Here is a 23814-nt window from a genome sequence, read left to right as displayed (position 1 = left end):
CCATCTAACGGCTCATGACCAATAGCATTCTGCATCTCGGCCTCATGGAAGACGGGGAGATCGAACTCGATCTGGCCGCCCTCGAACTCGCAGCGCTCGATCACCCCGGTATCGATCTCGATGAATATCTCGACGAGCTCACGGACATAGAAATAGCCCTCCGCGCCGCTGACGGCGACGCAGTGAGTAGCGTCGCGCAGGCTCAGGCCCTGAGCAGCGTGATGGTCGAAGAGTTTGGGTTCTCTGGCGACCGGGTGCACTACGACGATCCGCAGAATGCGGATTTGATCGCCGTCGTCGATCGACGGCTCGGCCTGCCGATCAGTCTCTCAATCATCTATGTGGCGATGGCACGGCGTCTCGGATGGTCGGCGATGCCGCTCAATACCCCCGGCCACGTCCTGGTGCGCCTTGGCGACGCATCGGATGCGCTGATCATCGATCCCTTCAACGATGGTCGTATCGTTGCCCCTGCACAGGTGGAAGCCTTGTTGGAGCAGATGACAGGCCAGGCCCGGTTTTCCGACGGGATACTTCCCCTGTCGAACCGATCGGCGCTCGTTCGATTGCTGCTCAACCAGGCAACCCGTGCCGAGCAGGCCGGGGATCCCGCGCGCGCGCTGGTCCTGTACGACCGCATGACGATCGTGGCGCCTACGCACGCCCATGGGTGGTGGGAGCGCGCCAGGCTTCAGTTGGTCGCAAGCGATGTGGCCGGCGCCCGCAGCAGCCTCAGTGCGATGCTGGAAATTACCCGGGATGACGATCTGCGCCTGCAGGTATCCGCAGCGCTCGATGCCCTTCCCCGGCCAACGCCGTCTTGAACGTCGCAGTGGACTGGCTCTCGCCGTAACGCCTTATCCGAAGCGCATCCACCGTCGCTCATGCCAGGCCCGGGACTGAACGATGTCTCCGAACCGCCAGAACCGGGTTTCCCGCGTGTGGGGACCTGCACGAACGAGGGTCCAACATTCGCCCGTCGGCAGCTCGGCGATGCGGTGAATGTGCGTAGCGTCGACGTGGTAGGTTTCGCCAGGGGGTCGGTGAACCAGTTCGCTGTGCCAACCGCCGTTTGGATCCAGGTGGAACACCTCTTCGACATAGCCGCCATCAACGATCTCGGTGTCGAAGCTCCAGGGGTGATCATGCGGGGTCGCATGCGGCTCTTCCATCTTGAACCGGTGCAGCGCGCGTCCGTCATCCAGATGATATTTGGTGAAAGCCCGCGACATGCGTTCGACGCTGACGATCCGCGTGCCGTCGGGAACGCGAGCAATCGCTGCTCGCGGTAATCGCATACTCACGGCTCAGACACCTCTTCATAACAGCCGGCGCGGCGCAGCTGGCGGACGATCCCGTTGAACGCCGCGGTCACACCCTGTGCCCTGCCGATCTCGTTCTCCTGCCGGGCGGCATCCCAGTAGAGCTCGAGGGGCCAGCGTTCCGGGCAGTGCGGGAGCAGGCAGCGCAGCGCCAACCGGATCTCGACGACATCGACGCGAGCGTCCGAGCAGCGCGCAACGCCGCCCCGCAAGATATGCACCGATAGTGCGATGACAACGCGTTGATGACGGACAAGCTTGGCCATCAATGGAAGTCGTGAGATTTGAATTTCACGACAGCTTCCGGATCCATGCCGTCCGCATGGGGCGGCCAGTAGGAATTGCGAGGGTTCGGGCTCCAACCCTTGTCACCGCGGTCGGGGGAACCGGCATGCTTCGCGCCGTCACCGCGGCCGGTCCGGTGCGGGAACGACATCTCGCCGACCCGGTGCATCAGATCGCCGTGGTCGATAATCCGATCGCAGATGACGTGGATGACCTCGCCCTCCTTCTGCACCCTGCCCTTCATGCCGATCATCGACGCGGACATCACAGTGCGGCGCTGCCGCTCGAACCGATCGGGCCACAGCATGCCGTTGGCGATCCCGGTCTCGTCTTCGATCGTGATGAATAGCACGCCCTTGGCAGACCCGGGCTTCTGGCGAACAAGGATGATGCCGGCGACCTCGACATGGCGTCCGTCGCGAATGGTCGCCAGGTCCGCACACTTGGTCACCCCACGGCGCGCCAGCTCGTCGCGCACAAAAGTCAGCGGATGTGCGCGCAGCGAGAGCTGCAGCGCCCGGTAGTCCTCGATAACCTCACGACCATCGGTCAGTGGGCGCAGTTCGACATCGGGCTCGATCCCTTCCGCGCTGACGGCCTGGTCCGCGCGGTCGGCCGCGGCAAACAGCGGCAGCGGCGCTTCGCCGAGCCCCTCACCTTCCACAGGCCCTGCCGACGATTGGCACCGAAGCTATGAAAGGCGTCGCCGTCGGCGAGCTTCTCGATCGCCGCGCGCTGGACGCCCGATCGTCGCCATACATCTTCCACGCTTTCGAACGCGGTCAGCTCGCGCGCGCCGACGATCTTGGCGCCGTCCGCATTGGACAGACCGCGGATCTGCCGGAGTCCCAGCCGTACGGCGAGGTACCGCCCGCCATACGGCTCCAGCGTGCAGTCCCAACGGCTTGCGTTGACGCAAGGGGGCGAACCACGACGCCATGCTCGCGCGCGTCGCGAACGATCTGGGCGGGTGCATAGAACCCCATCGGCTGCGCGTTCATCAGGCTCGCGCAGAACACGTCCGGGTGATGATGCTTCATCCACGACGATGCGTAGGAAATCTTGGCGAATGAGGCCGCGTGGCTCTCGGGAAAGCCGTAAGACCCGAAGCCCTCGAGCTGACGGAAGGTGCGTTCGGCGAACTCACGCGGGTAGCCGCGCTCGACCATGCCCCCGATGAGCTTTTCGCTGAAGTGCGACACGCCCCCTGTGAACTTGAACGTCGCCATGGCACGGCGGAGCTGGTCGGCTTCGGCCGGCGTGAACCCCGCGCCGACGATCGCGACCTTCATCGCCTGCTCCTGGAACAGCGGCACGCCGAGCGTCTTTTCCAGCACCGCGCGCAATTCGGGCCGCGGGTATTCCGGCTTCTCCAGCCCTTCACGCCTACGCAGATACGGGTGAACCATGTCGCCCTGGATCGGTCCCGGTCGTACGATCGCGACCTGGATCACGAGATCATAGAAGCGCCGCGGTTTCATGCGCGGCAGCATGCTCATCTGCGCGCGGCTTTCGATCTGGAAGGTGCCGAGCGTGTCGGCCTTCGAGATCATCGCATAGACGTCGGGATCATCGTCCTGCAGATCGGCCAAACCGACCCGAAGCCCCTTGTCCACCTCGAGCATGTTGAAGGCGCGATTCATGCAGCCGAGCATGCCGAGACCCAGCACGTCGACCTTCATGAACTTCAGCGCATCGATGTCATCCTTGTCCCACTCGATGATCTGGCGGTCTTCCATCGCGGCGGGTTCGATCGGGACGAGATCGTCGAGACGGTCATGGGTGAGAACGAAGCCGCCTGGATGCTGAGACATATGGCGCGGCACGCCGATGAGCTTGCGGGCTAGCTCGAGCGTGAGGCGCAGGCGACGATCGCCGATGTCGAGGTTCAATTCGTTGACCTGCTTTTCGCCGACGCCTTCGGCCGACCAGCCCCATACCTGGCCGGCCAATGACGAGGTCAGGTCCTCGGGCAGGCCAAGCGCCTTGCCGACGTCGCGCACCGCGCCGCGCGCCCGGTAGCGAGTGACGACCGCAGTCAATGCCGAGTGGTTGCGGCCATAGGTTTCATAGATCCACTGGATGATCTCTTCGCGACGCTCATGCTCGAAGTCGACGTCGATATCGGGCGGCTCGCGGCGCTCGCCACTTACGAACCGCTCGAACAGCAACTCATGCTTGATCGGGTCGATCGAGGTGACGCCAAGCACGAAGCAAACGCAGGAGTTCGCAGCGGAGCCCCGGCCCTGGCAGAGGATACCGCGCCGGCGGGCTTCGCGGACGATCGCGTAGACGGTCAGGAAATACGGCGCATAGCCAAGCTCGCCAATCAGCCGCATCTCGTGGGCGATCTGCTCGGCATAGGCAGCCGGCACCGCGCCGTTGAACATCACGCCGACGGCGTCTTCCGCCAGCTTCTGCAGGGCCTCCTGCGCGGTCAGCCCGTCGATCAGCCGCTCATGCGGGTATTGATAGGCCAGTTCACCCAGATCGAAGGTGCACAGACGCGCGATGTCGGTGCTGGCACGCAGCGCATCGGGATACGCCTTGAACCGCCGGACCATCTCCTCGGGGGATTTGAGCGCTCGGTCGGCATTGACCTCGCGCCGGTAGCCGAGTTCGTCGACGGTGCATTTCGCGCGCACGGCCGTCACGACGTCCTGCAGCAGCCGCTCTTCCGGCGCGTGGTAGAGGACATCGCCCGTCACCACTGCACGAACGCCGGCGCCGCCCGCCTGCCGCGCCAGCGCATCGATCCGCACGGCATCGTCCGGCCTGCGCCGTTGGAACAGCGCCATATACCCGCGACGGCCATAGACCGTCTTCAGGTCAGCGAGCGCGGCCAGATTATCCTCGTCCGGCTCAACCGGCAGCAGGATGGCGATCATGCCCTCCGACCAGGGTTCGAGGTCATGCCAGTGGAGGAGACACCCGCCCTTCCCTGCCCGCTTCTTGCCGACGGTCAGCAACCGCGTCAGGCGCGACCAGGCGGGGCGGTTGGTCGGGTAGAGCAGCAACTGTCGGCCGCAGGACAGATTGACGCGCGTGCCGGCGATCGAGCGAACGCCTGTCGCCTTCTGCGCTTCCCATGCGCGCACCACGCCTGCGACGGTGCCGATGTCGCTGACCCCGATCGACGGATAGCCGAGCAACGCCGCGGCCGCGAACAGCTCCTCGGGGCTCGATGCGCCGCGCAGCAGTGAAAAGTGCGTGAGGACCTGGAGTTCGACATAGTCTGTCATGCGAACACGCCGTGCATCCACCAGCTGAGATCGCCGGTATCCTCGACGAATCCGTCGCCACGCCGGAACACCCAGTAGCGACCGCCCGCGTCATCCTCGACCCGGTAATAGTCGCGGACCGCCCACACTTCCGCGTCACGGCGCCACCACTCACCGTGGATCCGCTCGGGGCCGTCGCCGGCGACGACCTTGTGCGGCCGACCGCGCCACTCGAACCGCCGGGGCGGCTGATCGGGCATCAACGCTATGACGCCCCACAGCGGTTCGGGTCTGGCCAGCAGACGCGTCGGTCGCCGCCATTTCGGCCATCCCGCGGGCGCCACCACCGGATCGGCGCGCATGACGGCACGCTCGGGCACGTGACTTTCAACAGGGGCGATCCGGAACACCGCGTCGGCGCCGATGCGACCGGCAACGACGTCGACGAGACGGGCCGGATCGCGCACGAGAACCTCACCGGCGAGAACCGCACCAAGATCGACCGCGTCAAGCGGCTCGGTATGCGGCGCCGCCAGATAGAATTGCTCGAGACCCAGACCTGGATCGATCCGCTCGATCCTGAGCTTCATAAGCCGCAACAGGTGCGAGACCTCGCGTGTTGGGCGTGAGGTGCCGACGGCGACGACCTGCTCGGTGCCATCGACGCGTAAGCCACCGAGCCGCAGCGACCGGACGCCGAGCCCCTTCGCACGCAGCAGCTCGGCCATGTCGTCGAGGAGATCCTCCATGACCTGCGCGATCGCGTCTGCGGTGACGATCGGTTCGAGCAATCGGCGCTCGACGATCGGCACGACCTCGTCGGTGCGCGGCGTGATGGGTTCGGCGACGGCGCCGAGGGCCTGATCGAGTCGCGTGATCGCAGCCAAGCCGAGCCGGCGCGCCAAGGGCCCGCGTGCGACAGGCAGGAGATCGGCGACGCGTTCGAAGCCGAACTTGCGGGCCGCAGTGATGGCCGTGCCGGCAAGGCGTAGGGCAGCGACCGGCAGACCGCTGAGCGCTTCGACTGTCCGCCCTGTGGGCACGATCGCGATGTCGGCAGACCCGAACCGGGCCACGGCGTGGGCTGCACCCGGTGTGTCTGCGACTGCCACACGTGCCGTGAACCCAGCGCGCTGACAAAAGGCACGCAGACGCCGACAGAACCGCTCTTCGCCGCCATGAAGATGCGCGCAGCCGGTCAGGTCAAGCCACAGTCCATCGGGTGGCGTGGCCGCGGCGATCGGCGACCAGCGGCGCACCGCGCGTAGCGCGAGTTGATCCAGCAACGCTGCATCCGCCTCGGTCTCGGCGGGACGGATGTCGAGATCGGACACCAGCGCGTGCGCATGGGTCGCGGCCATGCCGATCGTGATCCCCAACGCCGCAGCGCCTTCGCACGCGGCCACCACCTCTTCGCGCCGGCCGACCTTGCCCACCAGCGCGAGCGGCGCCCTGTGAAACGCGGCAACGGTCGCCGCGACCCTGTCGTGACTGTCGGCTTGCGCTGGTCCGTGAAACGGATGGTTCGCCGCCTCCGATCGTCGGCCGAGTTCACGCATGGGCGGCTTGGCATGCGCGGGCAGCGCTGCGATCTGACCTTCCACGTCATGCCTGGTCGGCATATCAGCGCGCGCCCACCGCGCACCCGGCCGCCACCCGCCGCCCCGCGGTACCGAACACGCACCGGGATCGTCGTCGACGGGAAGCTGAAGGGCGGGCCGCTCAGGCGGCCGCGTAGCGTGCCGGTCCAGCCGTCTCAGCCGCTCGATGGCCAAGTGCGGCAGGAACAGCGAGACAACCCGTCTCATCGCAGCCCTCCAAAATCATCGAAAATGCTTCACCGCCACGCTGCCGTGCGACCTCGACCTGCCACCGCGATCGGCCGACACCCGCGACACCCAGCCGTTCGGACGACGCACTGGCGATGCGCCAGCGCGTCCAGGCCGCAGACGGTTCGGCAAGCGGATCCTGGTCGCGGTTACGTCTGCGTCGCAGGATGAGAACGGGAATGTCGGCGTCGGCCGCGACCAGTTGCAGGCGCCGGGTCGCCACCATCGACATCCGGCTTACCTCGGCGATCACCGCCGACGGCGTTCCATCGCGCACCGCGTCCTCGACAACGGCCAGTAAGGCCGCATCGTCACGGGGTTGCGCATGGATTAAGTCGGCAGGCGCCAGCCCTGCCTGCTCAAGGCCGGGTGCATAGAGATCGTTGCGACAGCTTACCCACAGCACCGGTCCGCCTGTATGCGCCGCCTCGCGCGCGGCGATGCCTGTCAGGAACAGCGTTGCTGCGGCATCGTCGACCATCGAACAGCTTTGCGCGGCGACCTCATGCAACGCGCCGGCGCGAAGGCCCCTGCTTGCGAGGCGATCGTCGAGCACAGGGATACCGAACGGCATGATGCGGTGATCCACCACCGGCGTTGCGATTGTCCGCAGGTGGGCGATGGTTGTCGGGAGGGACTCGAGGGCGGTGATCATGATTTCTAGACTCTACATGTTCCCTTTATGTTCCGTTACCGGATGGCGTTGGTCAACTGGGTTTATGTCCCGCAGTTCAGACTCTTTGCTCTTGACCACGGCTCACCGCCGTACGGAACGGTTGCGCAACGAAACGTAAACAGGACGGAACGAATTCGCTTTCGTTCTGAACGCGGCTGACTCATAGAATCGTCATGCCGATCCGCCCCGAGAACCGCTGGCTCTACCCGATCGACTGGCGGCAGCTGTCGCAGACGGTCCGGTTCGATCGCGCGGGTGCTCGGTGCGAAGGATGCAGCAGGCCCCATCTGCGCCGTGTGGTCCATCTCGGCGACGGACGCTGGTGGGATGCCGATGTCCGGTGCTGGCGGTCGGACCGGGGCAAGCGTATTTCGATGAAAGCCGGGTTCGTCCTGGCGTCGGTCCGGGTGACCTATGTCGTCCTGGCCTGCGCGCACCTCGATCACGATCCGGGCAACAGCGCCTCTTCGAACCTCAAGGCGCTATGTCAGCGCTGCCATATGATCCACGATGCAGCCGAGCATCGCTGGCAGCGCTGGTGGAATGTCTTTCGGCTTCGTGCGATCCGCGATCTCTACGAGGATCCTCGCGTCACGCGCGAGCGCATCGCTGGCCGTTAGAGATCGATGTTTCGGGCACGCATTGCCTTGGGCGCCAAATCTGCGATCGGCCCCCGCCCTGCGGCCGCCTCAAAGATTTCGGCGACGTCATGATCCGCGAGGTTGTCCAGCGTGAGGCGAAACGCCGTAACGCTCGCGTCATCCAGTCCGGTCTTTGTCTCGTCGTTCGCCATGGCTAAGGTCCCGCCGGTCTTTCCATTGGAGAACGAATAGCATGAACGTAAGTGACCTGGCCAAGGGCGTCGCTGAGGCGACCGGTTCGAACGAAGCCGATGCGAAGAGGGCGATCACCGCCGTATTCGACCAGATCGCGGCCGCAGCCGTGAAGGGTGAGGAGGTTTCGATTCCAGGGTTTGGCAAGTTCACCGTCAAGGATCGTCCGGAGCGCGAAGGCCGCAACCCCGGTACCGGCGAGGCGATCACGATCGCCGCTTCCAAGAAGGTTGCGTTCACGGCCGCCAAGGGGCTGAAAGACAAGATGTAAGCCGCGCGCGCCGACGGGATCATCTCGTCGGCGCCAACCCTAGGAATACGCTTCGTGTGCAACCGGTATCGTATGACGGCGAAGGAAGCTGACCTTGCGGTCACCTTCGGTATCCGGCCTCCTTATGATAGGGACGAGGAATACCCCGTCGGTGACATCTTTCCGACCGGAAAGAAGACGCCGTTCTACGGCAAGGTGATCGTACAGGACGGCGGTGAGCGTAAACTCGAGCGGATGGAATGGGGCGTACCGACGCAGGTGCCCAGCGCGCGCGACCCCGCGGTTAAGCTCACCAAGTACGTGACGAACGTGCGCAACCTGAACTCGAGCTTCTGGCGCTCGATGTTGATGACGCCTGCGCGACGCTGTCTCGTTCCGGTCACAGCTTTTTCCGAATATGGATTGGCACCCGGCGAAGACGGCAAGAAGCCCCTTCACTGGTTTGACGTGCCGAGCCGTCCAATCTTTGCGTTTGCAGGCATCTGGCGACCGACCGAACGCGACAACGCCTATGGCTTCTTGACCACAGAGCCGAACGCGATCGTGGCGCTCGTCCACCCCAAGGCCATGCCGGTCATCCTACACGACGGCGATTATGATCGGTGGCTTACCGCCCCCTGGGACGATCTGAAGGACTTGGTCGCGGCCTACCCCTCGCAATTGATGCGGGTTGAAGGCTTGGTCACGGCAGACGCGGACCATGCCCGATCGCCTGTGCTATTCTAGCCGTTAAACCTGTAAGGTGACTGACAATGACAGAAGCGACATGGGGCGAAAGCGCCAAGACTCCGGACATCAACTGGCGGAAGAGTGCGTCATTGGAAAACGTGCCCCGTGGTGAAACTGATATTGCCGAGGTGACGAACCTTGAGCGCGCGGTGCGGGATTGGGTCAGGCTGGATCCTGAACATAGAGACACGGCTACCTTGACCACGGATCATCCCGTTCAGATCGAAGGAGTTTCCAGTACGACGTTCACTGGCGAGGCTATCGCAGCAATTGCCGAGCACCTGCCACCTATCCCAAGCGAAAAGGAGTAATAGCTATGGCGAAATCCAGCGTCCGGTTCGAGCGCGGTGACGGATATTGGGTGGCCGAGCGTGACAGCATCGGCTTCACCGGCGCGACCGACTTTGGCCCCGTTGAGTTTCTGATCACCAGCGAAGCGTTGGCCGAGATGCTGAACCCAGAGCTGGAAGGAATTGACCCGGAAACTGCGGTCGAGGTCTTCATCGAATTTGAAAGCGACATTCATCGCATCGCCCAGCGCGAATTTGTGAAACGCCTCGGTGGTGAGCCACCAATCCTGCTTACGACTGCAGATGTAGCGCTTTAGTGCCAAAAGCACGGTTGCAATCCGAGCGGGCTATTGGCCCGGGGCGGCTAACGCTCCGGGCCTACGTCGGCTACATGCTTATTTTAATATAAGCCGCCTTCTTCTCGCTCTTCCGCGCCTTCCTTCTGCGCTTCCTCAAGATCGCTTGGCTTTTGTTCGTCAGCGATTGACTTATCCTCTAAGGTATCTTCCGGCCCTTTGTTGTCGTCCGGAAGTTCATTGACGTCGGTTTCAAAACCAGGGTCTTCCGATTTCGGGGTGGTCATCATGCTTGCTCTCCTTCACCACACCGAACGATCCAAGAAACCGCTCGGTTGCGAACCGGCGGACGATACCCGACACCCGCCCGCAAGCGCTCGCGTTACCGCTCCTGACGAATCTCGATGATGGCGTAGCGTCAGAGGACCGATAGTCGAATGGACCCACTTGCGGTCATTCGCGGCCTCTTTCTGGCTCCCCAACTTCTGCCATCCATTCAGTATTGCAGCAGAGAAGGTGCTGAGCCTCGGCCCTGCACGCTGACTCGCCAGCTTTCAAAGGATGATGAGGCGGCAAAGCTTTTGCCGGCCCATTAACGGGCTGTCGGCTGCATAAGCTCTATCGTGATATGATCGGGGCCTGAAACGTAGGCCACCAACGTTCCCTTCCGTGGACCACCTGGGATCGGCAGCGGATTACCTTTCGCCTTCCATCCTGCTGCCTCGACACGGGCAATGGCGACATGAATGTCCTTTACGGTCAGAGCCAGGTGGGCCGCTCCGATCGATCCTGCGCCGCTGGGCACCGTCCCGTTCTGGAGCCCGTTTGAATATTCCAACAGTTCGATCACGTAGCCGTCTTGTGCCTTGACGATCGCCGTTCTCACTTTCGGATCATCGACACCGGTCACCTGATTCAGGAAGTCGCCCCCCATCTCCGATTGCCGCTCAAGTGTGAAACCGAGCGCTCCCGTCCAGAACCGAACGGCTTCGTCCAAAGAAGACACAGCGAAGCCTGTGTGGTCCACGGCAATTACGTTTGTGGCGTCCGTCATTACTGCCCTCTCACTGGTATGCCGCCCGTGCTTACCACGCGACCGTTCACCATCGTAAACCGCTTTCCCTAAACCCTTTCCCGCATACACTTTCCCAACATGGGCTGGTGGACACGGAGAAACGGAAAGGCTTTGAGCCTTTTAAAGCAGCGAGTTCCAGGATGCGAAAGACCTTGGGAGCAGACGAGCGTGATCATGCAGCGATCAGGCGACCAGCGGCCGCGGAGACCAACAAAAGGACGCCCGCGCCCCTTACCTTGCTTCTTAACTTCGGGCGCTGGTTCATCATGATTTGAGGCTTTCAGTACGCTGAAAGGTCTGCTTATACGGCTTCTAGTGGGGAAACGGCCAGTCCGATCAAGGAACGTCGCAACGCTCAACCGAGCCTCTAATCCGTCGCAATTCAAATTCCTCTCGCAGCACCCTGACCAAGGCTGCTGCCGGCATGGCACGAGAAAGCGGCGCACCTTGCCCCGCCCATTGCGCTCCGAAACCGTGCTCGCCTTGCGCCTTGGCAGCCGCGTGCAAGGCCTTTCCCGCATCATAGGCGATAGGATAATCAGGCGGTCGGCGTTCATCAACCGACTGACTCAGAGCCGTGAACCGGTTGGCCAGCGCACGCGCGGGTCGACCAGAAATTAGCGAAGTGAGGACGGTGTGGTAAGCGCCCTCACCGGTGAGGGCCGCCCGGTATGCATCGTCTGCGGCCGACTCCGGGCACGCGACAAAGGCAGTTCCCAGTTGCGCTGCCGATGCGCCCAGGTCGAGCGCCGCGGCGATGCCGGCGCCGTCCATTATCCCGCCAGCAGCGATGATTGGTAGGTTGTTCTTGCGCACCAGGAGCCGGGTCAGCGCGAATACGCCGAGCGCGTCGTCAGGCGCGATGGGGTCGAAGACACCCCGATGCCCGCCAGCCTCGATCCCTTGCGCGACCACCGCATCGATCCCGGCGGCCTCGATCGCGTGTGCTTCGTTGAGGCTGGTTGCGGTCGCCATGAGATAGATACCACGCGCTCGCAACGCCGAGAGCACGTCGGCGGACGGCAACCCGAAGTGGAAGCTAACCACTGGCGGCGCGAGGTCGAGCAGTACCGCCACCATGTCGGGATCATCTGCGAAGCTCTTGTAGATGGTCATGAGTGCCGTCGGGGGTTGTGCGCCGTACTCGGCGAACAGCGGGGCAAGCCAATCCAGCCATTGCGCTTCCCGCGACAGATCGGCCTTTGGGCCAGCGTGGACGAAGACGTTGACGTTGAACGCGCGGGTCGTGCTGCTGCGCACCTCCTCGATCATCGCCCGTGCGCCGGCGGCGTCGGTCGCGCCTACTCCGATCGATCCCAAGGCTCCCGCCTCGGATACCGCTGCCGCCAGCGAAGGTGTGGCGACGCCTGCCATCGGCGCCTGGATCAAGGGCACCGAGAGTTCAAACCGATCGATGAGAGACATACCTACGCCGGATCCGGTTATGAACAATTGTCCGCTTATGACTACGCCAGTGCATTAAGTGAATGGCGCCAGGTGGGCTAGGTGCGGATCGTCTGCCCTTCAACCGCTCCGACCCAGAAAGCGACATTGCCGAACCGCTCTCGCCCATCCACACATTTGCAGTTCGTTCAGGCGCCGGCGACGCCGCGATCAATGGGCGAACGCCGCCGGAACGCCGCCGGCCTGCGTTTGAGCCTTCACCGGGAGGAATGCTGAAATGGAAATCTGCCGAGCCTTCGCCGCGAAATAGCTTGTCCGGCGGTCCCGGTCAGGACCACACGCCCCGCCGCCCCTGTTCCCGCATCGCATCGATGAACACCCTGACCGCGGGCATAGCGGCTCGACCGGGATCATAGGGCAGGCTTACCGGCATGGCGGACGGAGCATGATCGGCCAAAACCTCAATGAGTCGCCCGCTCGCGATATGCGCGGCCGACTGGTAACTCAGTACATTGGCAAGGCCGACGCCTGCTTCCGCAGCAGCGAGGATCGCATCGATGCCGTTGACGGTCAGGCGGGGGACGATTTCCAACAGCCTCTCGCCGCGCGCGCCAAACGACCATCGGGTGCCGGCGCGCACACCGCTACCCATGATACACCGATGCTGGGCCAGGTCGCCATGATCGATGGGCAAGCCATGTTCGGCAAGATAGCCCGGGCTTGCCACGATGGTCTGACGGACCGAACCGATCGTCACGGTGCGCAGCGTGCTGTCCGCCAGCGTTCCGATCCGCACCGCCACATCGACACCCTCCTCGACGATGCGGACATTACGATCGAGCAGCATCATGCGCGCGTTGAGGCCGGTGTGGCTGGCCAGCAGCGCGCTGATGACCGGCAACACATGCAGCCGCCCGAATATGACCGGCGCAGTTACGTAGAGCTGCCCCCGGGGAACCGAGCGACCGCCCATGGCGATCTGCTCCGCCTCACGAATGTCCGCGAGTATGCGCCGCGCCCGATCGAGCAGGCTTGCCCCGTCGTCCGTCAGGGACACCGCTCGCGTCGAGCGGTGGAACAGCGTCACGCCCAGATGCCGCTCCAGCGCCGCGACCGCACGGGTCACGGCAGGAGGCGACAGATTGAGGACGCGCGCCGCAGCCGCGAAGCCGCGCTGCTCTGCCACCGCGACAAAGACGGAAAGGCTCTCGAAGCGGTCCATTATTCCCCGTATCGCAATAGTCCGTATCAGTAATTGCGAATTATCACATCGCGGGCAACTCGCCATCCTCGTGGCCATGGCGCAGGCATATCTCCACACCCTTTTCGGACCACGCGCTCGCGCGCTGCAAGAAGCAGCGGGGTCGCGAGCGTCCTACGCACGCATGGAAGCCGGCGCGGAGACGGTCGACCGGATTACGGCCAAAGAACTTGCGTTCATCGCCGCCCGCGACAGCTTTTACCTGGCGAGCACGTCCGAAAATGGCTGGCCCTATGTCCAGCATCGCGGCGGGGCAACCGGCTTCGTCAGACACCTCGGGGGCAATTGTTTCGGGTTCGCCGACTTTCGCGGCAACCGACAATATCTCTCCGTCGCGCATATTGCGGCCGACGACCGGGTTGCGCTGTTCTTAATGGACTATCCGAACCGCCGGCGCCTCAAGATCATCGGCCATGCCCACGTGAGCAAAGACCCCGCCGTCATCGCAGCGCTCATGCCGTCCGGCTACGCGGCCGAGCCGGAGCGTGGCTTTCTGATCGATGTCGTCGGGTTCGACTGGAACTGCCCGCAGCATATCACGCCGCGTTTCACCGAGGCGGAAGTGCGCCGCACTTCCCAGCCGCTCATTGACGAGATTGCGGTGCTTCGAGCCCACATCGCTCAACTTGAACGGGTAGCATCATGACCAGCAAACTCACACGCGGCGTCCACCATGTCGGGCTAACCGTGCCCAACCTCGATCAGGCACGCGCCTTCTTCTGCGACACGCTCGGATTCGATGAAGTAGGCGGCGTGCCCGACTATCCTGCTATCTTCGTATCGGACGGCACAATCCTGCTGACCTTGTGGCGCGCGGCCGACCCCGTGACGGCCCGCGCCTTTGACCGGCGCGCCAATATCGGTCTCCATCATCTCTCGCTCTCGGTCGCCGACGATGCTGCACTGGCAGCGGCGTGGGCCGCCGTGACGGCGCATCCAGAAGTCGTGGTCGACGCAGCGCCGGGCGCCATCCGTCCCGGATCAACGGCGCGCCACTTCCTGATCCTCATTCCGGGCGGGATCCGTCTGGAGTTTGCCACGCCCTTTGACTGAAAGGATCCGTCTCGATGCCACGACTGCCCCTCCCTCCCTTCACCCATGAGACTGCGTCGCTAAAGGTCCGCGCCGCCGAGGACGGCTGGAACAGCCGCGATCCAGCGCGGGTCGCGCTCGCCTATACCGAGGACAGCCAGTGGCGAAACCGGTCTGATTTCCTTCGGGGGCGGGATTCTATCGTCACCTTCCTAACCGCAAAGTGGCGTCGCGAGCACGAGTATCGGCTTATCAAGGGCCTGTGGGCGCATGACGGCGATCGAATTGCCGTGCGCTTCGCCTATGAGTGGCATGACGATGCCGGCGCGTGGCATCGCTCCTACGGCAATGAGAATTGGAAATTCACGCTCGATGGCCTGATGGCGCGCCGGATGGCGAGCATTAACGACGTTCCGATTTCCGAAAAGGGGCGACTGTTCCACTGGCCGCTCGGGCCACGGCCCGAGGATCATCCGGGGCTGGAGGAACTTGGGCTGTAGCTTCAAGCCGTTGTTTTCCTACCGGTCTTGGTTGATGCGCCGTCGGCCAGAGTGTGGGTGGGTTCCCGACACTGAGAGGCCGACAGAAAACTGGAAGGCGGCGCCTGTCAGGAAGCCGCTGACGCTGAATAATGCTGTCATCGACCGCTCAGTTGCTGGGAGGACCCAGTTGTGGACATTCGCGGGTAACTCTCCGCCGTCCGGTTTCGGACATTCGTTAATCAGATCTCTGCGGAACGGCATGTTACGCTCTAAGAGCGGGATATGGGTTCTCCAGCCAAATTCTTTCGCCCGATCATAGACAGACTGCGGAATGTAATCGACCACCGAGGTCGGTCCATCTCGACAATACTGTGTTCCCATTCGTGGCGAGCAGCTCCGCTTAATTGGTAAGCGGCGCGGGGATCGAGCGGGGCAGTAGCCCGCTCGAAGCCACCTTTACACCGGCGTCTGAAGCGCATCGTCGCAGACTCGCCGAGCGATATGCCGATGACATCCTCATATACCGGTCGATCACGGTGCCAGCCGATGCCTGCGCCAGGATCATACCGGATCAGCAGTGCCTGAACGAGAAGGGTCGGGTCCAGCTGGGCAAAACGTGCCGCGCGGTCCCTGATCGGAAGCAGCCAATCGGGAAGCGGTTCGGCAGCCACCGGACGTCCCACCTCGAAATCGTAACTCCAGCCGAATGACGTGGTGAGGCGCTTGCCGGTCCAGCCCTGGAACTTGAACGGGGTCGGATCGGTCGCGTCGATCCGCACGATCAGTGCCTGTTCCTCGTCCCGATCGAGGAAGTCGGGACATGCACGAAGCCCAGGTAGTACCGGCATATCGAAAAGATCGAGCATTATGCCGCTGCGGGCGCTGCGAAGATCGGCAATTGCTCCAACTCTGCCGCCGTCGCCCCCGCAAAGTTCGACACCGTTACGCCGACCAGCCTGATGCCCTTGGCCAAGGGAAAGACCGAACGCACGAGATCGATCGCCGCCTGACGCAACTGGTCGTGGACGGTCACGACCGTCGGTTGGCTGCGGCTTCGCGTGATCTGCTGAAAATCGGCATATTTGATTTTCACGGTGACCGTCCGACCGAACGCTCGGCGCCGTTCGCACCAGTTCCAGACATCGTCCGCCATCCGCAGCACCCCGGTTTCGATCTCGCTCTCGTCCGTCAGATCGCGGTCGAACGTCGTTTCCGAACCGGACGACTTGCGGACCCGGTTCGGATTGACGGAACGCGTGTCCCGCGCACGAGCGATGCCGTAATACCATTCGGCAGAACTGCCGAAATGCCGCCGCAGGAAGTCTAGCGACTGTGCGCGAAGATCGGCTCCCGTCTCGATACCCAGCCGCTTCATCTTAGCCGCGGTGACAGGACCGACGCCGTGAAACCGGGCGACCGGCAACGTTTCGACCCAGGCCGGCCCCATGTCCGGAGTGACCGCAAACTGACCGTTCGGCTTTCGGTGATCGGACGCGATCTTGGCAAGGAACTTGTTGTACGAAATCCCCGCGGATGCCGTCAGTCCGGTCTCCCGGAATATGTCCGCACGGATGGCTTTCGCGGTGAGCCACGCCGTCGGCAGGCCCACCTTGTTGTCGGTGACATCGAGATAAGCCTCGTCCAGCGATAACGGCTGGATCAAGGTCGTGTAGCGCGAGAATACCGCGTGAATTTGTCGGGACACCTGCTGGTAAACCTCGAAGCGTGGCGGCACGAATATCAGGTTCGGACAGCAACGTTGTGCCGTCACCGAAGGCAAGGCGGACTTCACCCCGTATTCGCGCGCCTCGTAGCTGGCAGCCGCGACGACGCCACGAGCCCCCGCGTGACCGACCGCAACCGGCTGGCCTCGGAGCGCCGGATTGTCCCGCTGCTCCACGGAGGCAAAGAAGGCGTCCATATCGACGTGAATGATCTTGCGGCTGGGCTCGACGACCATGGTCGAGCTGAATATCGCAAAACGAACGAATGGGGAACACTGTTTCTAGTGAGTGTATCCCACGCCGCGTCGTCAGCTCGAACGAGGCCTCGATCGGACAGGTTTGTGCAACATGGATTATCTTCGCCAGCTCCAATTCCATATCCCATTGAGCCAATGGGATATGAGTCCATTCTCCCGGAGCGTGAGCCTGAAGAGGACACGCTGAAACGACAAATGGGGGCAGAATGCTAGTATCCGTGCGATCCGGCTTTTTAATTCTAACGACCGTAGCTCTGCCCTGCCCCTTGCTGGCACAAACCGTGCCCGTGGACGTGCCATCAGCCCCCGCGCCTGCCGAAAGTGCGGATGCTTCCGGCGACATCGTCGTCACGGCGCTCCGTCGCCAATCGACGGTACAGACAACGCCAATCGCCATCTCGGCGCTGGGGGAAGGCCAGTTGGCCAAGCTCGGCGCGACGACCATTGCCGATATCATTCGGCAAGTCCCGGGACTGCAGCTGACGGAGAGCGATTCAGGACGCACGCGCGTTTCGATCCGCGGCGTTCAGGCGGCCGGCGAAAGCACTGTCGGGCTGTATTACGGCGAAACGCCGCTGACCGGTCCTTCCGGGACGAATTCGGACCCCGCCGGAAACACGCCGAACCTCAATCTCTTCGATGTCGAACGCGTCGAAGTCCTGCGCGGTCCGCAAGGTACGCTCTATGGATCCGGATCGATGGGCGGCACCCTGCGCGTGCTGTTCAACCAGCCTGATGCGAGCAAATACGACGGTACGGCGGAACTCCAGGCGACCACCACGCAGAACGGCGGTATCGGCTATTTCGCAAAGGGTGCGATTAACGTCCCGATCATCGCGGACAGGCTCGCGCTGCGCGTCGTCGGCTACCGCGAGCGGCAGGGCGGTTATGTCGACTACACGCTGCTCGACCGGAAAAACACCAACCGCGCGACGCTCGAAGGCGGTCGCGTCATCCTGGGCTTCACGCCGAGCGACAATGTTTCCATTACTGCGACCGCGCTGCTGCAGACCCAGAATATCGACGGCACCGCGCAGTATAACTCGGTCCTCGGGCCGTTCCGCGCGGACTTCCAGATATTCCAGCCGTGGCATGACAAGCTGCAACTCTACAACGGCGTCGGGCGGTTCAATCTCGGCTTCGCGACCCTGACGACCAGTGCGTCCTGGTATCGCTGGAACGTGGAGAGCACCAACGACAACAATGCCGCGTTCGCCAGCGTGGTTTCGGGCGCACGGTGGTGCCCGCTCTATACCCGCGTCGCCCTGGGCATTCCGACGACGACCTGTACCCCTGCACAACGTACGGCGTATCAGGCCTATGCCCGGTCGAAGGCACCGTTTGGTGCCTATCAGCCGCGCTATGTCCGGAACTTCATCCAGGAAGCACGGCTCGGCTCGAACGGGAATGGCCCACTCAGCTATACCGTCGGCGTGTTCCACGAGGATCGCTTCGACCGCGTAGACACCCTGCCCTTTGCCGGCGACCCGGTCAGCGGCGGACAGCGCGATCCGGTCGACAATCTGGGCGGTCGCAACATCCTGACCAGCGTCAAGCAGACCGCGTTCTTCGGCGAGGTCGGCTACCGGTTGCTGTCGCCGCTGACCCTGACGGTCGGCCTGCGCCACTTCGATTATACCAAGACCGTCGGCGGCGAATATCTCGGCTACAACTTCACCAACGGCCAGGAACCGCGCCCCTATGAGGAAACCAAGGCCAACGCCAAGGGCTGGGTGAAGAAGTTCAACGCCGAACTTCGCGTCACGCGTGACGCCCTGGTCTACGCCAACGCCGCGCAGGGGTTTCGTCCCGGCGGCGCCAACAACATTCCCAATCTGCCGGCTCAGTATCTCGTCTATCGTCCGGACTCGCTGTGGAATTATGAGGTCGGCGCGAAGACGTCGTGGTTCGATCGGAAGGCGACGCTCAACGTCGCGATCTATCGGACCGACTGGGACGAGGTACAGACCTCGGTATCGACGCTCCAGCAGGGCGGTGGCAATTTCAACTTCATCTACAATCTCGCCGGCGTTCGGGTCGAGGGTGTCGAGGTCGAAGCAAGCGTTCGCCCCGTCCGCCACCTCAGCATCAATGGCAGCGTCAACTACAACGACGCCAAGCTGACTTCGGACCAGGTCGATTCCACCGGGTTCATCAATGCTCCCGGCCGCACCGGCGATACGTTGGCGTACATACCGAAGACGACGGCGTCGGCTGGTGTCGAGTATTCCCCGCCCCTGACGGATACGCTGACAGGTCTGGTGCGGTTCGACTGGACCTATACCGGGCGGATGAACACCGAATTGCGAGAGACCAATGCGTTCTATCGCGAGATCGGCAACTTCAGCATCTTCAACGCGCGCATTGGCGTCGATGCGCAGAACGGGCTTGCTGTTTCGTTGTTCGCCAACAACGTCTTCAACAAATACGGCCTGAACCGGGTTGCCTCCGCGACCGGCGTACCGGACTATTACGTCAGTTCCCGACCCCGGACGATCGGCATCAACGTCCGCAAGAGCTTCTGAAGACCACCTGCCGGGTCGACGGCGTCACCGTTCCCGGCCCTTTACCCAATCTCATCGACCAGGAAGACATAGCATGAAGCACATTACGCCTGCCCTGATGGCGACCGTCGCCCTGATCCTTCCGCTCGCTGCGACCGCTCAGGGAGCAACGGAACGTCCCGATCGAACCGCCTTCCGCAGCCTTTACAAGGAACTGGTCGAGACGAACACGACCTCGTCGGTCGGCGACTGCACCAAGGCCGCGCAACAGGTTGCGGCCCGGCTGCGCACGGCCGGCTTCACCGACCGCGATCTCACACTATACGTGCCGGACGGCCGCCCGCGCGACGGGGGCCTCGTGGCGACCTACGCAGGATCGAACGCCAAGGAGCCGGCGCTGCTGCTACTCGCGCATATCGACGTCGTCGAAGCTAAGCGCGAGGATTGGGTCCGCGACCCGTTCACGCTGATCGAGGAGGACGGCTATTTCTACGCGCGCGGTAGCAGCGACGACAAGGCACAGGCTGCGATCTTCTCGGACACGCTGATCCGCTGGAAGCAGTCGGGGTTCAAGCCACGCCGTACCGTGAAGCTCGCGCTGACCTGCGGCGAGGAAGGGACGAACGAACGCGTGCTCAACGGTGCCGGCTGGCTGGTCGACAACCGGCCGGAACTCGTCAGGGCCGGCTTCGCGTTCAACGAAGGCGGCGGTGGCCGAACGGCACCTGGCGGAGGCCCGGAGACGCTCGGCGTCCAAGTGTCGCAGAAATCACCGCGCAACTTCATCCTCGAAGTCACCAACCGCGGCGGACACAGTTCGCAGCCGCAACCCGACAACGCGATCTATCGTCTGGCTGCGGCTCTGACCAAGATCAGCACACTGCAATTCCCGGTGAACCTCAACCCGGTCTCGACGGCGTATCTGGCGCAGGCCGGTGCCCTGCGGAAGGATGCCATCGGGGCTGCGATGGTCCAGCTTGCGAAGCAACCTGACGACGCTAAGGCTGCGGCGCAGCTATTGTCGGACGTGAGCCTCAATCCTCTGCTTCGCACGACCTGCGTGGCGACCCTGATCGAAGGCGGGCATGCCGCCAACGCCCTGCCCCAGCGCGTCACTGCCTCGATCAACTGCCGGATCGCGCCGGGCGAAACCGCGGACCAGACCAAGGCCGCCATCGAGCAAGTCATCGCCGACCCTCAGGTCAAGGTGCTCCGTAGCAAGATCCAGGAACGCCCGGTCGCAGTGACACCGCCACTGGATCCCGCGATCCTGAAGCCAATCGCGGCGATCGGCGCCAAGCATTTTCCGGGCATCCCGGTCATCCCGACCCAGTCGGCCGGGGCAACGGATGCAACATACCTGAGCAAGCTGAACATCCCGACCTATGGCATTCCCGGGCTGTGGAACGATCCTGCGACGGCCGGCACGCATGGACTGAACGAGCGCATCTCGTCTGATGCCCTGTATCGTGGCCGCGACTACATTTATGATCTTGCGACCTACTTCGCATCGCACTGAGAGACAGAAGATTCAACGTGAACGGGGCAGCGCGACACGTTCGCGTTCAATGTTTGGTCTTGAACGAGACGGAAGCTTTTTGCTCCCTTATTTGATGAGAAGGAAGATGCGCCGCTTAAGTGACTTGGCGACTGGGACGGTATTTCGTGTGAAATCGGATTGCTCTGATTTCCACCGAAGCCCGAGATAGAACGGTCTGGCGCGTATCTGAGGAGCTGCGTTGCGTCGTCGACCGGAAGAAGGCAGCTTACGCATTCACGGAGAGGGAGACCGGATTGTGTCTGTTGCTGTCCTAGATAGCCATCGGCTGATGCTCATCGCGCTCGTTCCCGAAAAGGCCGACCCTATATTCGGGCGTTTTCAGGAGTTTCCCCGGTTTGGCGATCCGCAGCATATCGCTGTTCGCAGCCGTACCGCTTCTGAGCGAACGGCGCTGGCGGCGCGGATCGATGCCGCCGTATCGGCGTCTGATCGTGCCGTCATGCTCCTGGCGCAGGGCAGCGCCTGCGCGGCCGCCGCATGGTGGGCGCGACTCTCACCGAAAGCCTATACCGCGAACGTTGCCGGCGCCTTGTTGGTCGCCCCCGAAGGCACGAGCTTGGACCAACGTAACTTCGCGGCGCCAAAAATCGGCTTGCCCTTCCCATCGATCGTCGTCGGCGCCGATGACGAAGCGCAGCGCCTGGGCGTAGAATGGGGCAGTCGCCTCATTGATGGCCCACTCCTGAACGCTGCGACGGCGCCGACCAACCGCCTCCGCGCCATCATCGAACGCTTTACCTCGGCTGTCGTCGAGCGCGACGTCGTTGCTGCGTATCGCATCATCCAGGCGATCGGGGACGCCTAGCTGGACGCCGGCTGCCCAGTAAGACCTGCCGAACGTCAGGCAATGTGAGCGCTCTGTCGAAGATCATACTTCGTGTTTGGGGTCGGCGAGCCCGCGTATCCTCGTGACGAAGCAAACCTATCCCAGCCGCGCACCTTTGCTTGCTTTAAATTCCTATCACTCTGGGGGATGTTAGCATCAGCCAAGGAGTTGGATATGCGTAATCTCTTCGCAAGGATGTCCGTCATTGAGTGGCCCACGCTCACGGTCGCGGTGCTGATCTACGCCAGCTGGATCGCGCTTACCGCGTTTCACGCGCAGGTTCCGCTGCCCGTACTTATCGTCCTCGGCGGATGGTTTATCGCCTGGCAGGGATCGCTGCAGCACGAGACGATCCAGGGCCATCCGACCGGGATCGGCCGGATCGACAGTGCAATTGGATTTGCCCCCTTGTCACTCTGGCTGCCGTATCGGCTGTATCGTCGAAGCCATATTGCGCATCACGGTGCCGAGGTGATCACCGATCCCCGACATGATCCTGAATCGCGCTACCATCTCTCCCGACACGACGCCCTCATCGCCTCGCTACAATCGACCGTGGTTGGCCAGATGATCTTCGGCCCGGCATTGTCGATCGGACGATTCCTATTCAGCGAGGCGCGCCGCGCCGTTCGCAACCCTGTTGCTGTCGCGCGGGACTGGGTGCCGCATCTGATCGGCGTAGCTGCGATCTTGTGGTGGCTGGATCATGTCGGACTGAGCCTCGCCAAGTATGTGCTGGCATTCGTCTATCCGGGCACCGCGCTGACGATGCTGCGCTCCTATGCGGAGCATCGTGCCGACCTCACGAGTCCCGGACGCGCCGCCATCGTCGAGCGCGGCGGCCTGTTCGCGCTTCTGTACCTCAACAACAATCTCCATGCCGCGCATCACGAACGGCCGGGGCTCCCCTGGTATCGCCTCCCGTCCTATCACAGCAGCCACCGTGACCGGTTCGTGGCGCAGGGCGCGCCGGTCTATCGCGGCTATCGTGAGATCGTCCGGCGTTTCGCGTTTCGATCGCATGACGACATGCTCCATCCTGGTGCCCGGCAACATACCGTATGAGCCGCATGGTCGCATCGCTTGGAATGTACGATCATCCGGCGCAGCAGTCCGCCAACGACCGGATCTGGTCCGCGATCGTCCGCATCCTGCGCAAACGGGGGGTCGACGGCGTGCCCGACGTCCTCGACCGGGCGCGCCACGTCCATGATCTCTGGCGGGACCCGAACCTGCTGTTCGGGCAGGCGTGCGGCTATCCGCTGATCGCCGACGATAGCCTTGCCCTGCAAGTGATCGCCTTACCGATCTACGATATGCCGGGGTTCACGAGTAGCGACGCGACACATGCCAGCGTACTGGTGGCGCGCGCGAACGATGGACGGAGGTCGCTGGTCGACTACCGCGACACCCGCGCCGCAATCAACGATCCGCAGTCGAACACAGGAATGAACCTGTTCCGCGCGACGTTAGCGCCGATAGCCGAGACTAGTGCCTTCTTCGCTCGCGTTGTGCAGACCGGATCGCATCGCGGCAGCGTTGCGGCGATCGTCGCAGGGAACGCGGATATCGCGGCGATCGACACCGTCACCTATGCGACGCTGGTGCGTCACGAACCAGATTTGACCGCCCCCTCAAGATCGTCGCCCGTAGCCCGGCCTCTCCGACGCTGCCGTTCGTGACGTCCGCTGCGACGGGCGTCGAGACGATCGCAGCGCTGCGACTTGCCTTGCAACAGGTCATGACGGACCCACGCCTTGCGGAGGCTCGTGCCAGCCTCGGGCTGGCGGGGATCATCACCGCGAACCTCGACGCGCTGGCCCCGATCCACGCGCTGCAACAAACGGCGATCCGCTTCGGCTACCCGAACCTGCGATGACCACCCCGCCCCATCATCAGACGGCTAATCTCGGTTGCGTCATTGTGAGCCTGTGCG

Annotated in this window: 26 protein-coding genes and 1 pseudogene; 15 read left to right on the top strand and 12 right to left on the bottom strand. The window is 63.2% G+C overall.

The genetic code is table 11. The annotated features are described in order from the left end of the window. Positions 1-14 precede the first annotated feature (14 nt). Complete coding sequence (locus QP164_RS03465; RefSeq protein WP_333922136.1) at positions 15-824, top strand: SirB1 family protein; 810 nt, start codon at positions 15-17, stop codon at positions 822-824. Positions 825-857: 33 nt separating this feature from the next. Here the strand turns inward: QP164_RS03465 and QP164_RS03460 are convergent, their stop codons facing one another. The 5 genes and pseudogenes from QP164_RS03460 to QP164_RS03440 form a co-directional block, all read right to left on the bottom strand. Continuing rightward, positions 858-1232 carry a hypothetical protein gene (locus QP164_RS03460; RefSeq protein ID WP_332756707.1) on the bottom strand — a complete coding sequence of 125 codons (375 nt, stop codon included), beginning with the start codon at positions 1230-1232 and terminating at the stop codon, positions 858-860. A 68-nt stretch (positions 1233-1300) separates the two neighbouring features. Next, positions 1301-1543: a hypothetical protein gene (locus tag QP164_RS03455; protein ID WP_333922135.1), complete on the bottom strand. Its 243-nt coding sequence runs from the start codon at positions 1541-1543 to the stop codon at positions 1301-1303. Between the two features lie 44 nt (positions 1544-1587). Next, a pseudogene (locus tag QP164_RS03450) lies at positions 1588-4849 on the bottom strand (error-prone DNA polymerase). Further along, on the bottom strand, positions 4846-6636 hold the full coding sequence (locus QP164_RS03445) for a Y-family DNA polymerase (RefSeq protein ID WP_333922134.1): 1791 nt from the start codon (positions 6634-6636) through the stop codon (positions 4846-4848). The pseudogene QP164_RS03450 and the gene QP164_RS03445 overlap by 4 nt, the downstream one beginning before the upstream one ends. Then, positions 6551-7312 (bottom strand): ImuA family protein, encoded by a 762-nt coding sequence (locus QP164_RS03440; protein ID WP_332756703.1) that lies wholly within the window; start codon positions 7310-7312, stop codon positions 6551-6553. The genes QP164_RS03445 and QP164_RS03440 overlap by 86 nt, the downstream gene beginning before the upstream one ends. Positions 7313-7506: 194 nt before the next feature. On the opposite strand from QP164_RS03440, the gene QP164_RS03435 reads away from it, so the two are divergent. Further along, complete coding sequence (locus QP164_RS03435) at positions 7507-7953, top strand: hypothetical protein (protein ID WP_332756702.1); 447 nt, start codon at positions 7507-7509, stop codon at positions 7951-7953. Here the strand turns inward: QP164_RS03435 and QP164_RS03430 are convergent. Continuing rightward, entirely contained in the window at positions 7950-8126 is a 177-nt protein-coding gene (locus QP164_RS03430) for a hypothetical protein (protein ID WP_332756701.1), read from the bottom strand. The two genes, QP164_RS03435 and QP164_RS03430, sit on opposite strands and share 4 nt — an antisense overlap. 41 nt (positions 8127-8167) lie before the next feature. Between QP164_RS03430 and QP164_RS03425 the strand changes: the two genes are divergently transcribed. From QP164_RS03425 to QP164_RS03410, 4 genes are read left to right on the top strand one after another with little or no spacing between them, the layout of a single operon-like run. Then, complete coding sequence (locus QP164_RS03425; RefSeq protein WP_332756700.1) at positions 8168-8437, top strand: HU family DNA-binding protein; 270 nt, start codon at positions 8168-8170, stop codon at positions 8435-8437. Between the two features lie 54 nt (positions 8438-8491). Beyond that, complete coding sequence (locus QP164_RS03420; protein WP_333922133.1) at positions 8492-9163, top strand: SOS response-associated peptidase; 672 nt, start codon at positions 8492-8494, stop codon at positions 9161-9163. A gap of 26 nt (positions 9164-9189) precedes the next feature. Then, a complete protein-coding gene (locus QP164_RS03415; RefSeq protein WP_332756698.1) occupies positions 9190-9477 on the top strand; it encodes a hypothetical protein in 288 nt (95 codons plus the stop codon). Between the two features lie 5 nt (positions 9478-9482). Beyond that, positions 9483-9773, top strand: a complete 291-nt coding sequence (locus QP164_RS03410; RefSeq protein ID WP_332756697.1) for a DUF1488 family protein — start codon at positions 9483-9485, stop codon at positions 9771-9773. A gap of 83 nt (positions 9774-9856) precedes the next feature. Here QP164_RS03410 and QP164_RS03405 read toward each other — a convergent pair whose 3' ends face one another. From QP164_RS03405 to QP164_RS03390, 4 genes are all read right to left on the bottom strand, one after another. Next, positions 9857-10042 (bottom strand): hypothetical protein, encoded by a 186-nt coding sequence (locus tag QP164_RS03405; protein ID WP_332756696.1) that lies wholly within the window; start codon positions 10040-10042, stop codon positions 9857-9859. Positions 10043-10344: 302 nt separating this feature from the next. Further along, the gene (locus QP164_RS03400; RefSeq protein WP_333922131.1) at positions 10345-10806 is read right to left on the bottom strand and encodes a VOC family protein; all 462 of its coding nucleotides are present in this window, start codon (positions 10804-10806) and stop codon (positions 10345-10347) included. 357 nt (positions 10807-11163) lie between these two features. After that, positions 11164-12252: an NAD(P)H-dependent flavin oxidoreductase gene (locus QP164_RS03395; protein ID WP_056025079.1), complete on the bottom strand. Its 1089-nt coding sequence runs from the start codon at positions 12250-12252 to the stop codon at positions 11164-11166. A gap of 307 nt (positions 12253-12559) precedes the next feature. Then, positions 12560-13453 carry a LysR family transcriptional regulator gene (locus QP164_RS03390; protein WP_333922130.1) on the bottom strand — a complete coding sequence of 298 codons (894 nt, stop codon included), beginning with the start codon at positions 13451-13453 and terminating at the stop codon, positions 12560-12562. 163 nt (positions 13454-13616) lie between these two features. Here QP164_RS03390 and QP164_RS03385 point away from each other — a divergent pair, with 163 nt between their 5' ends. The 3 genes from QP164_RS03385 to QP164_RS03375 are packed head-to-tail and all read left to right on the top strand — an operon-like array spanning position 13617 to position 15024. Then, positions 13617-14138 (top strand): pyridoxamine 5'-phosphate oxidase family protein, encoded by a 522-nt coding sequence (locus tag QP164_RS03385; protein ID WP_333922129.1) that lies wholly within the window; start codon positions 13617-13619, stop codon positions 14136-14138. Continuing rightward, positions 14135-14545, top strand: coding sequence for a VOC family protein (locus QP164_RS03380; RefSeq protein WP_056025071.1), 411 nt, complete (start codon positions 14135-14137; stop codon positions 14543-14545). Before QP164_RS03385 ends, QP164_RS03380 begins: the two co-directional genes overlap by 4 nt. Positions 14546-14559: 14 nt before the next feature. Continuing rightward, positions 14560-15024 (top strand): nuclear transport factor 2 family protein, encoded by a 465-nt coding sequence (locus tag QP164_RS03375; RefSeq protein ID WP_056025067.1) that lies wholly within the window; start codon positions 14560-14562, stop codon positions 15022-15024. A 251-nt stretch (positions 15025-15275) separates the two neighbouring features. Here QP164_RS03375 and QP164_RS03370 read toward each other — a convergent pair whose 3' ends face one another. Together QP164_RS03370 and dinB are read right to left on the bottom strand one after the other, a co-directional pair. Continuing rightward, positions 15276-15872 carry an alpha-ketoglutarate-dependent dioxygenase AlkB gene (locus QP164_RS03370; RefSeq protein ID WP_056485412.1) on the bottom strand — a complete coding sequence of 199 codons (597 nt, stop codon included), beginning with the start codon at positions 15870-15872 and terminating at the stop codon, positions 15276-15278. Continuing rightward, positions 15872-16966, bottom strand: a complete 1095-nt coding sequence (gene dinB, locus QP164_RS03365) for a DNA polymerase IV (RefSeq protein ID WP_333922128.1) — start codon at positions 16964-16966, stop codon at positions 15872-15874. The genes QP164_RS03370 and dinB overlap by 1 nt, the downstream gene beginning before the upstream one ends. Positions 16967-17280: 314 nt before the next feature. Here dinB and QP164_RS03360 point away from each other — a divergent pair, with 314 nt between their 5' ends. The 6 genes from QP164_RS03360 (at position 17281) to QP164_RS03335 (ending at position 23757) form a co-directional block, all read left to right on the top strand. Then, a complete protein-coding gene (locus QP164_RS03360; protein ID WP_333922127.1) occupies positions 17281-19512 on the top strand; it encodes a TonB-dependent receptor in 2232 nt (743 codons plus the stop codon). A gap of 73 nt (positions 19513-19585) precedes the next feature. Continuing rightward, positions 19586-21010 (top strand): M20/M25/M40 family metallo-hydrolase, encoded by a 1425-nt coding sequence (locus tag QP164_RS03355; protein ID WP_333922126.1) that lies wholly within the window; start codon positions 19586-19588, stop codon positions 21008-21010. Positions 21011-21320: 310 nt separating this feature from the next. Next, positions 21321-21857, top strand: coding sequence for an alpha/beta hydrolase (locus QP164_RS03350; protein WP_333922125.1), 537 nt, complete (start codon positions 21321-21323; stop codon positions 21855-21857). A gap of 72 nt (positions 21858-21929) precedes the next feature. Further along, positions 21930-22943 (top strand): fatty acid desaturase, encoded by a 1014-nt coding sequence (locus QP164_RS03345; RefSeq protein WP_333922124.1) that lies wholly within the window; start codon positions 21930-21932, stop codon positions 22941-22943. Between the two features lie 5 nt (positions 22944-22948). Next, complete coding sequence (locus QP164_RS03340) at positions 22949-23560, top strand: phosphate/phosphite/phosphonate ABC transporter substrate-binding protein (protein WP_333922123.1); 612 nt, start codon at positions 22949-22951, stop codon at positions 23558-23560. Continuing rightward, the gene (locus tag QP164_RS03335; protein ID WP_333922122.1) at positions 23557-23757 is read left to right on the top strand and encodes a hypothetical protein; all 201 of its coding nucleotides are present in this window, start codon (positions 23557-23559) and stop codon (positions 23755-23757) included. Before QP164_RS03340 ends, QP164_RS03335 begins: the two co-directional genes overlap by 4 nt. The last annotated feature ends 57 nt before the right edge of the window (positions 23758-23814 follow it).

Source organism: Sphingomonas sp. LR59, assembly GCF_036855945.1.
Taxonomy (GTDB): Bacteria; Pseudomonadota; Alphaproteobacteria; order Sphingomonadales; family Sphingomonadaceae; genus Sphingomonas.
Note: the sequence above shows the minus strand (reverse complement) of the source record. Positions and strands in the feature narration are given on the sequence as shown.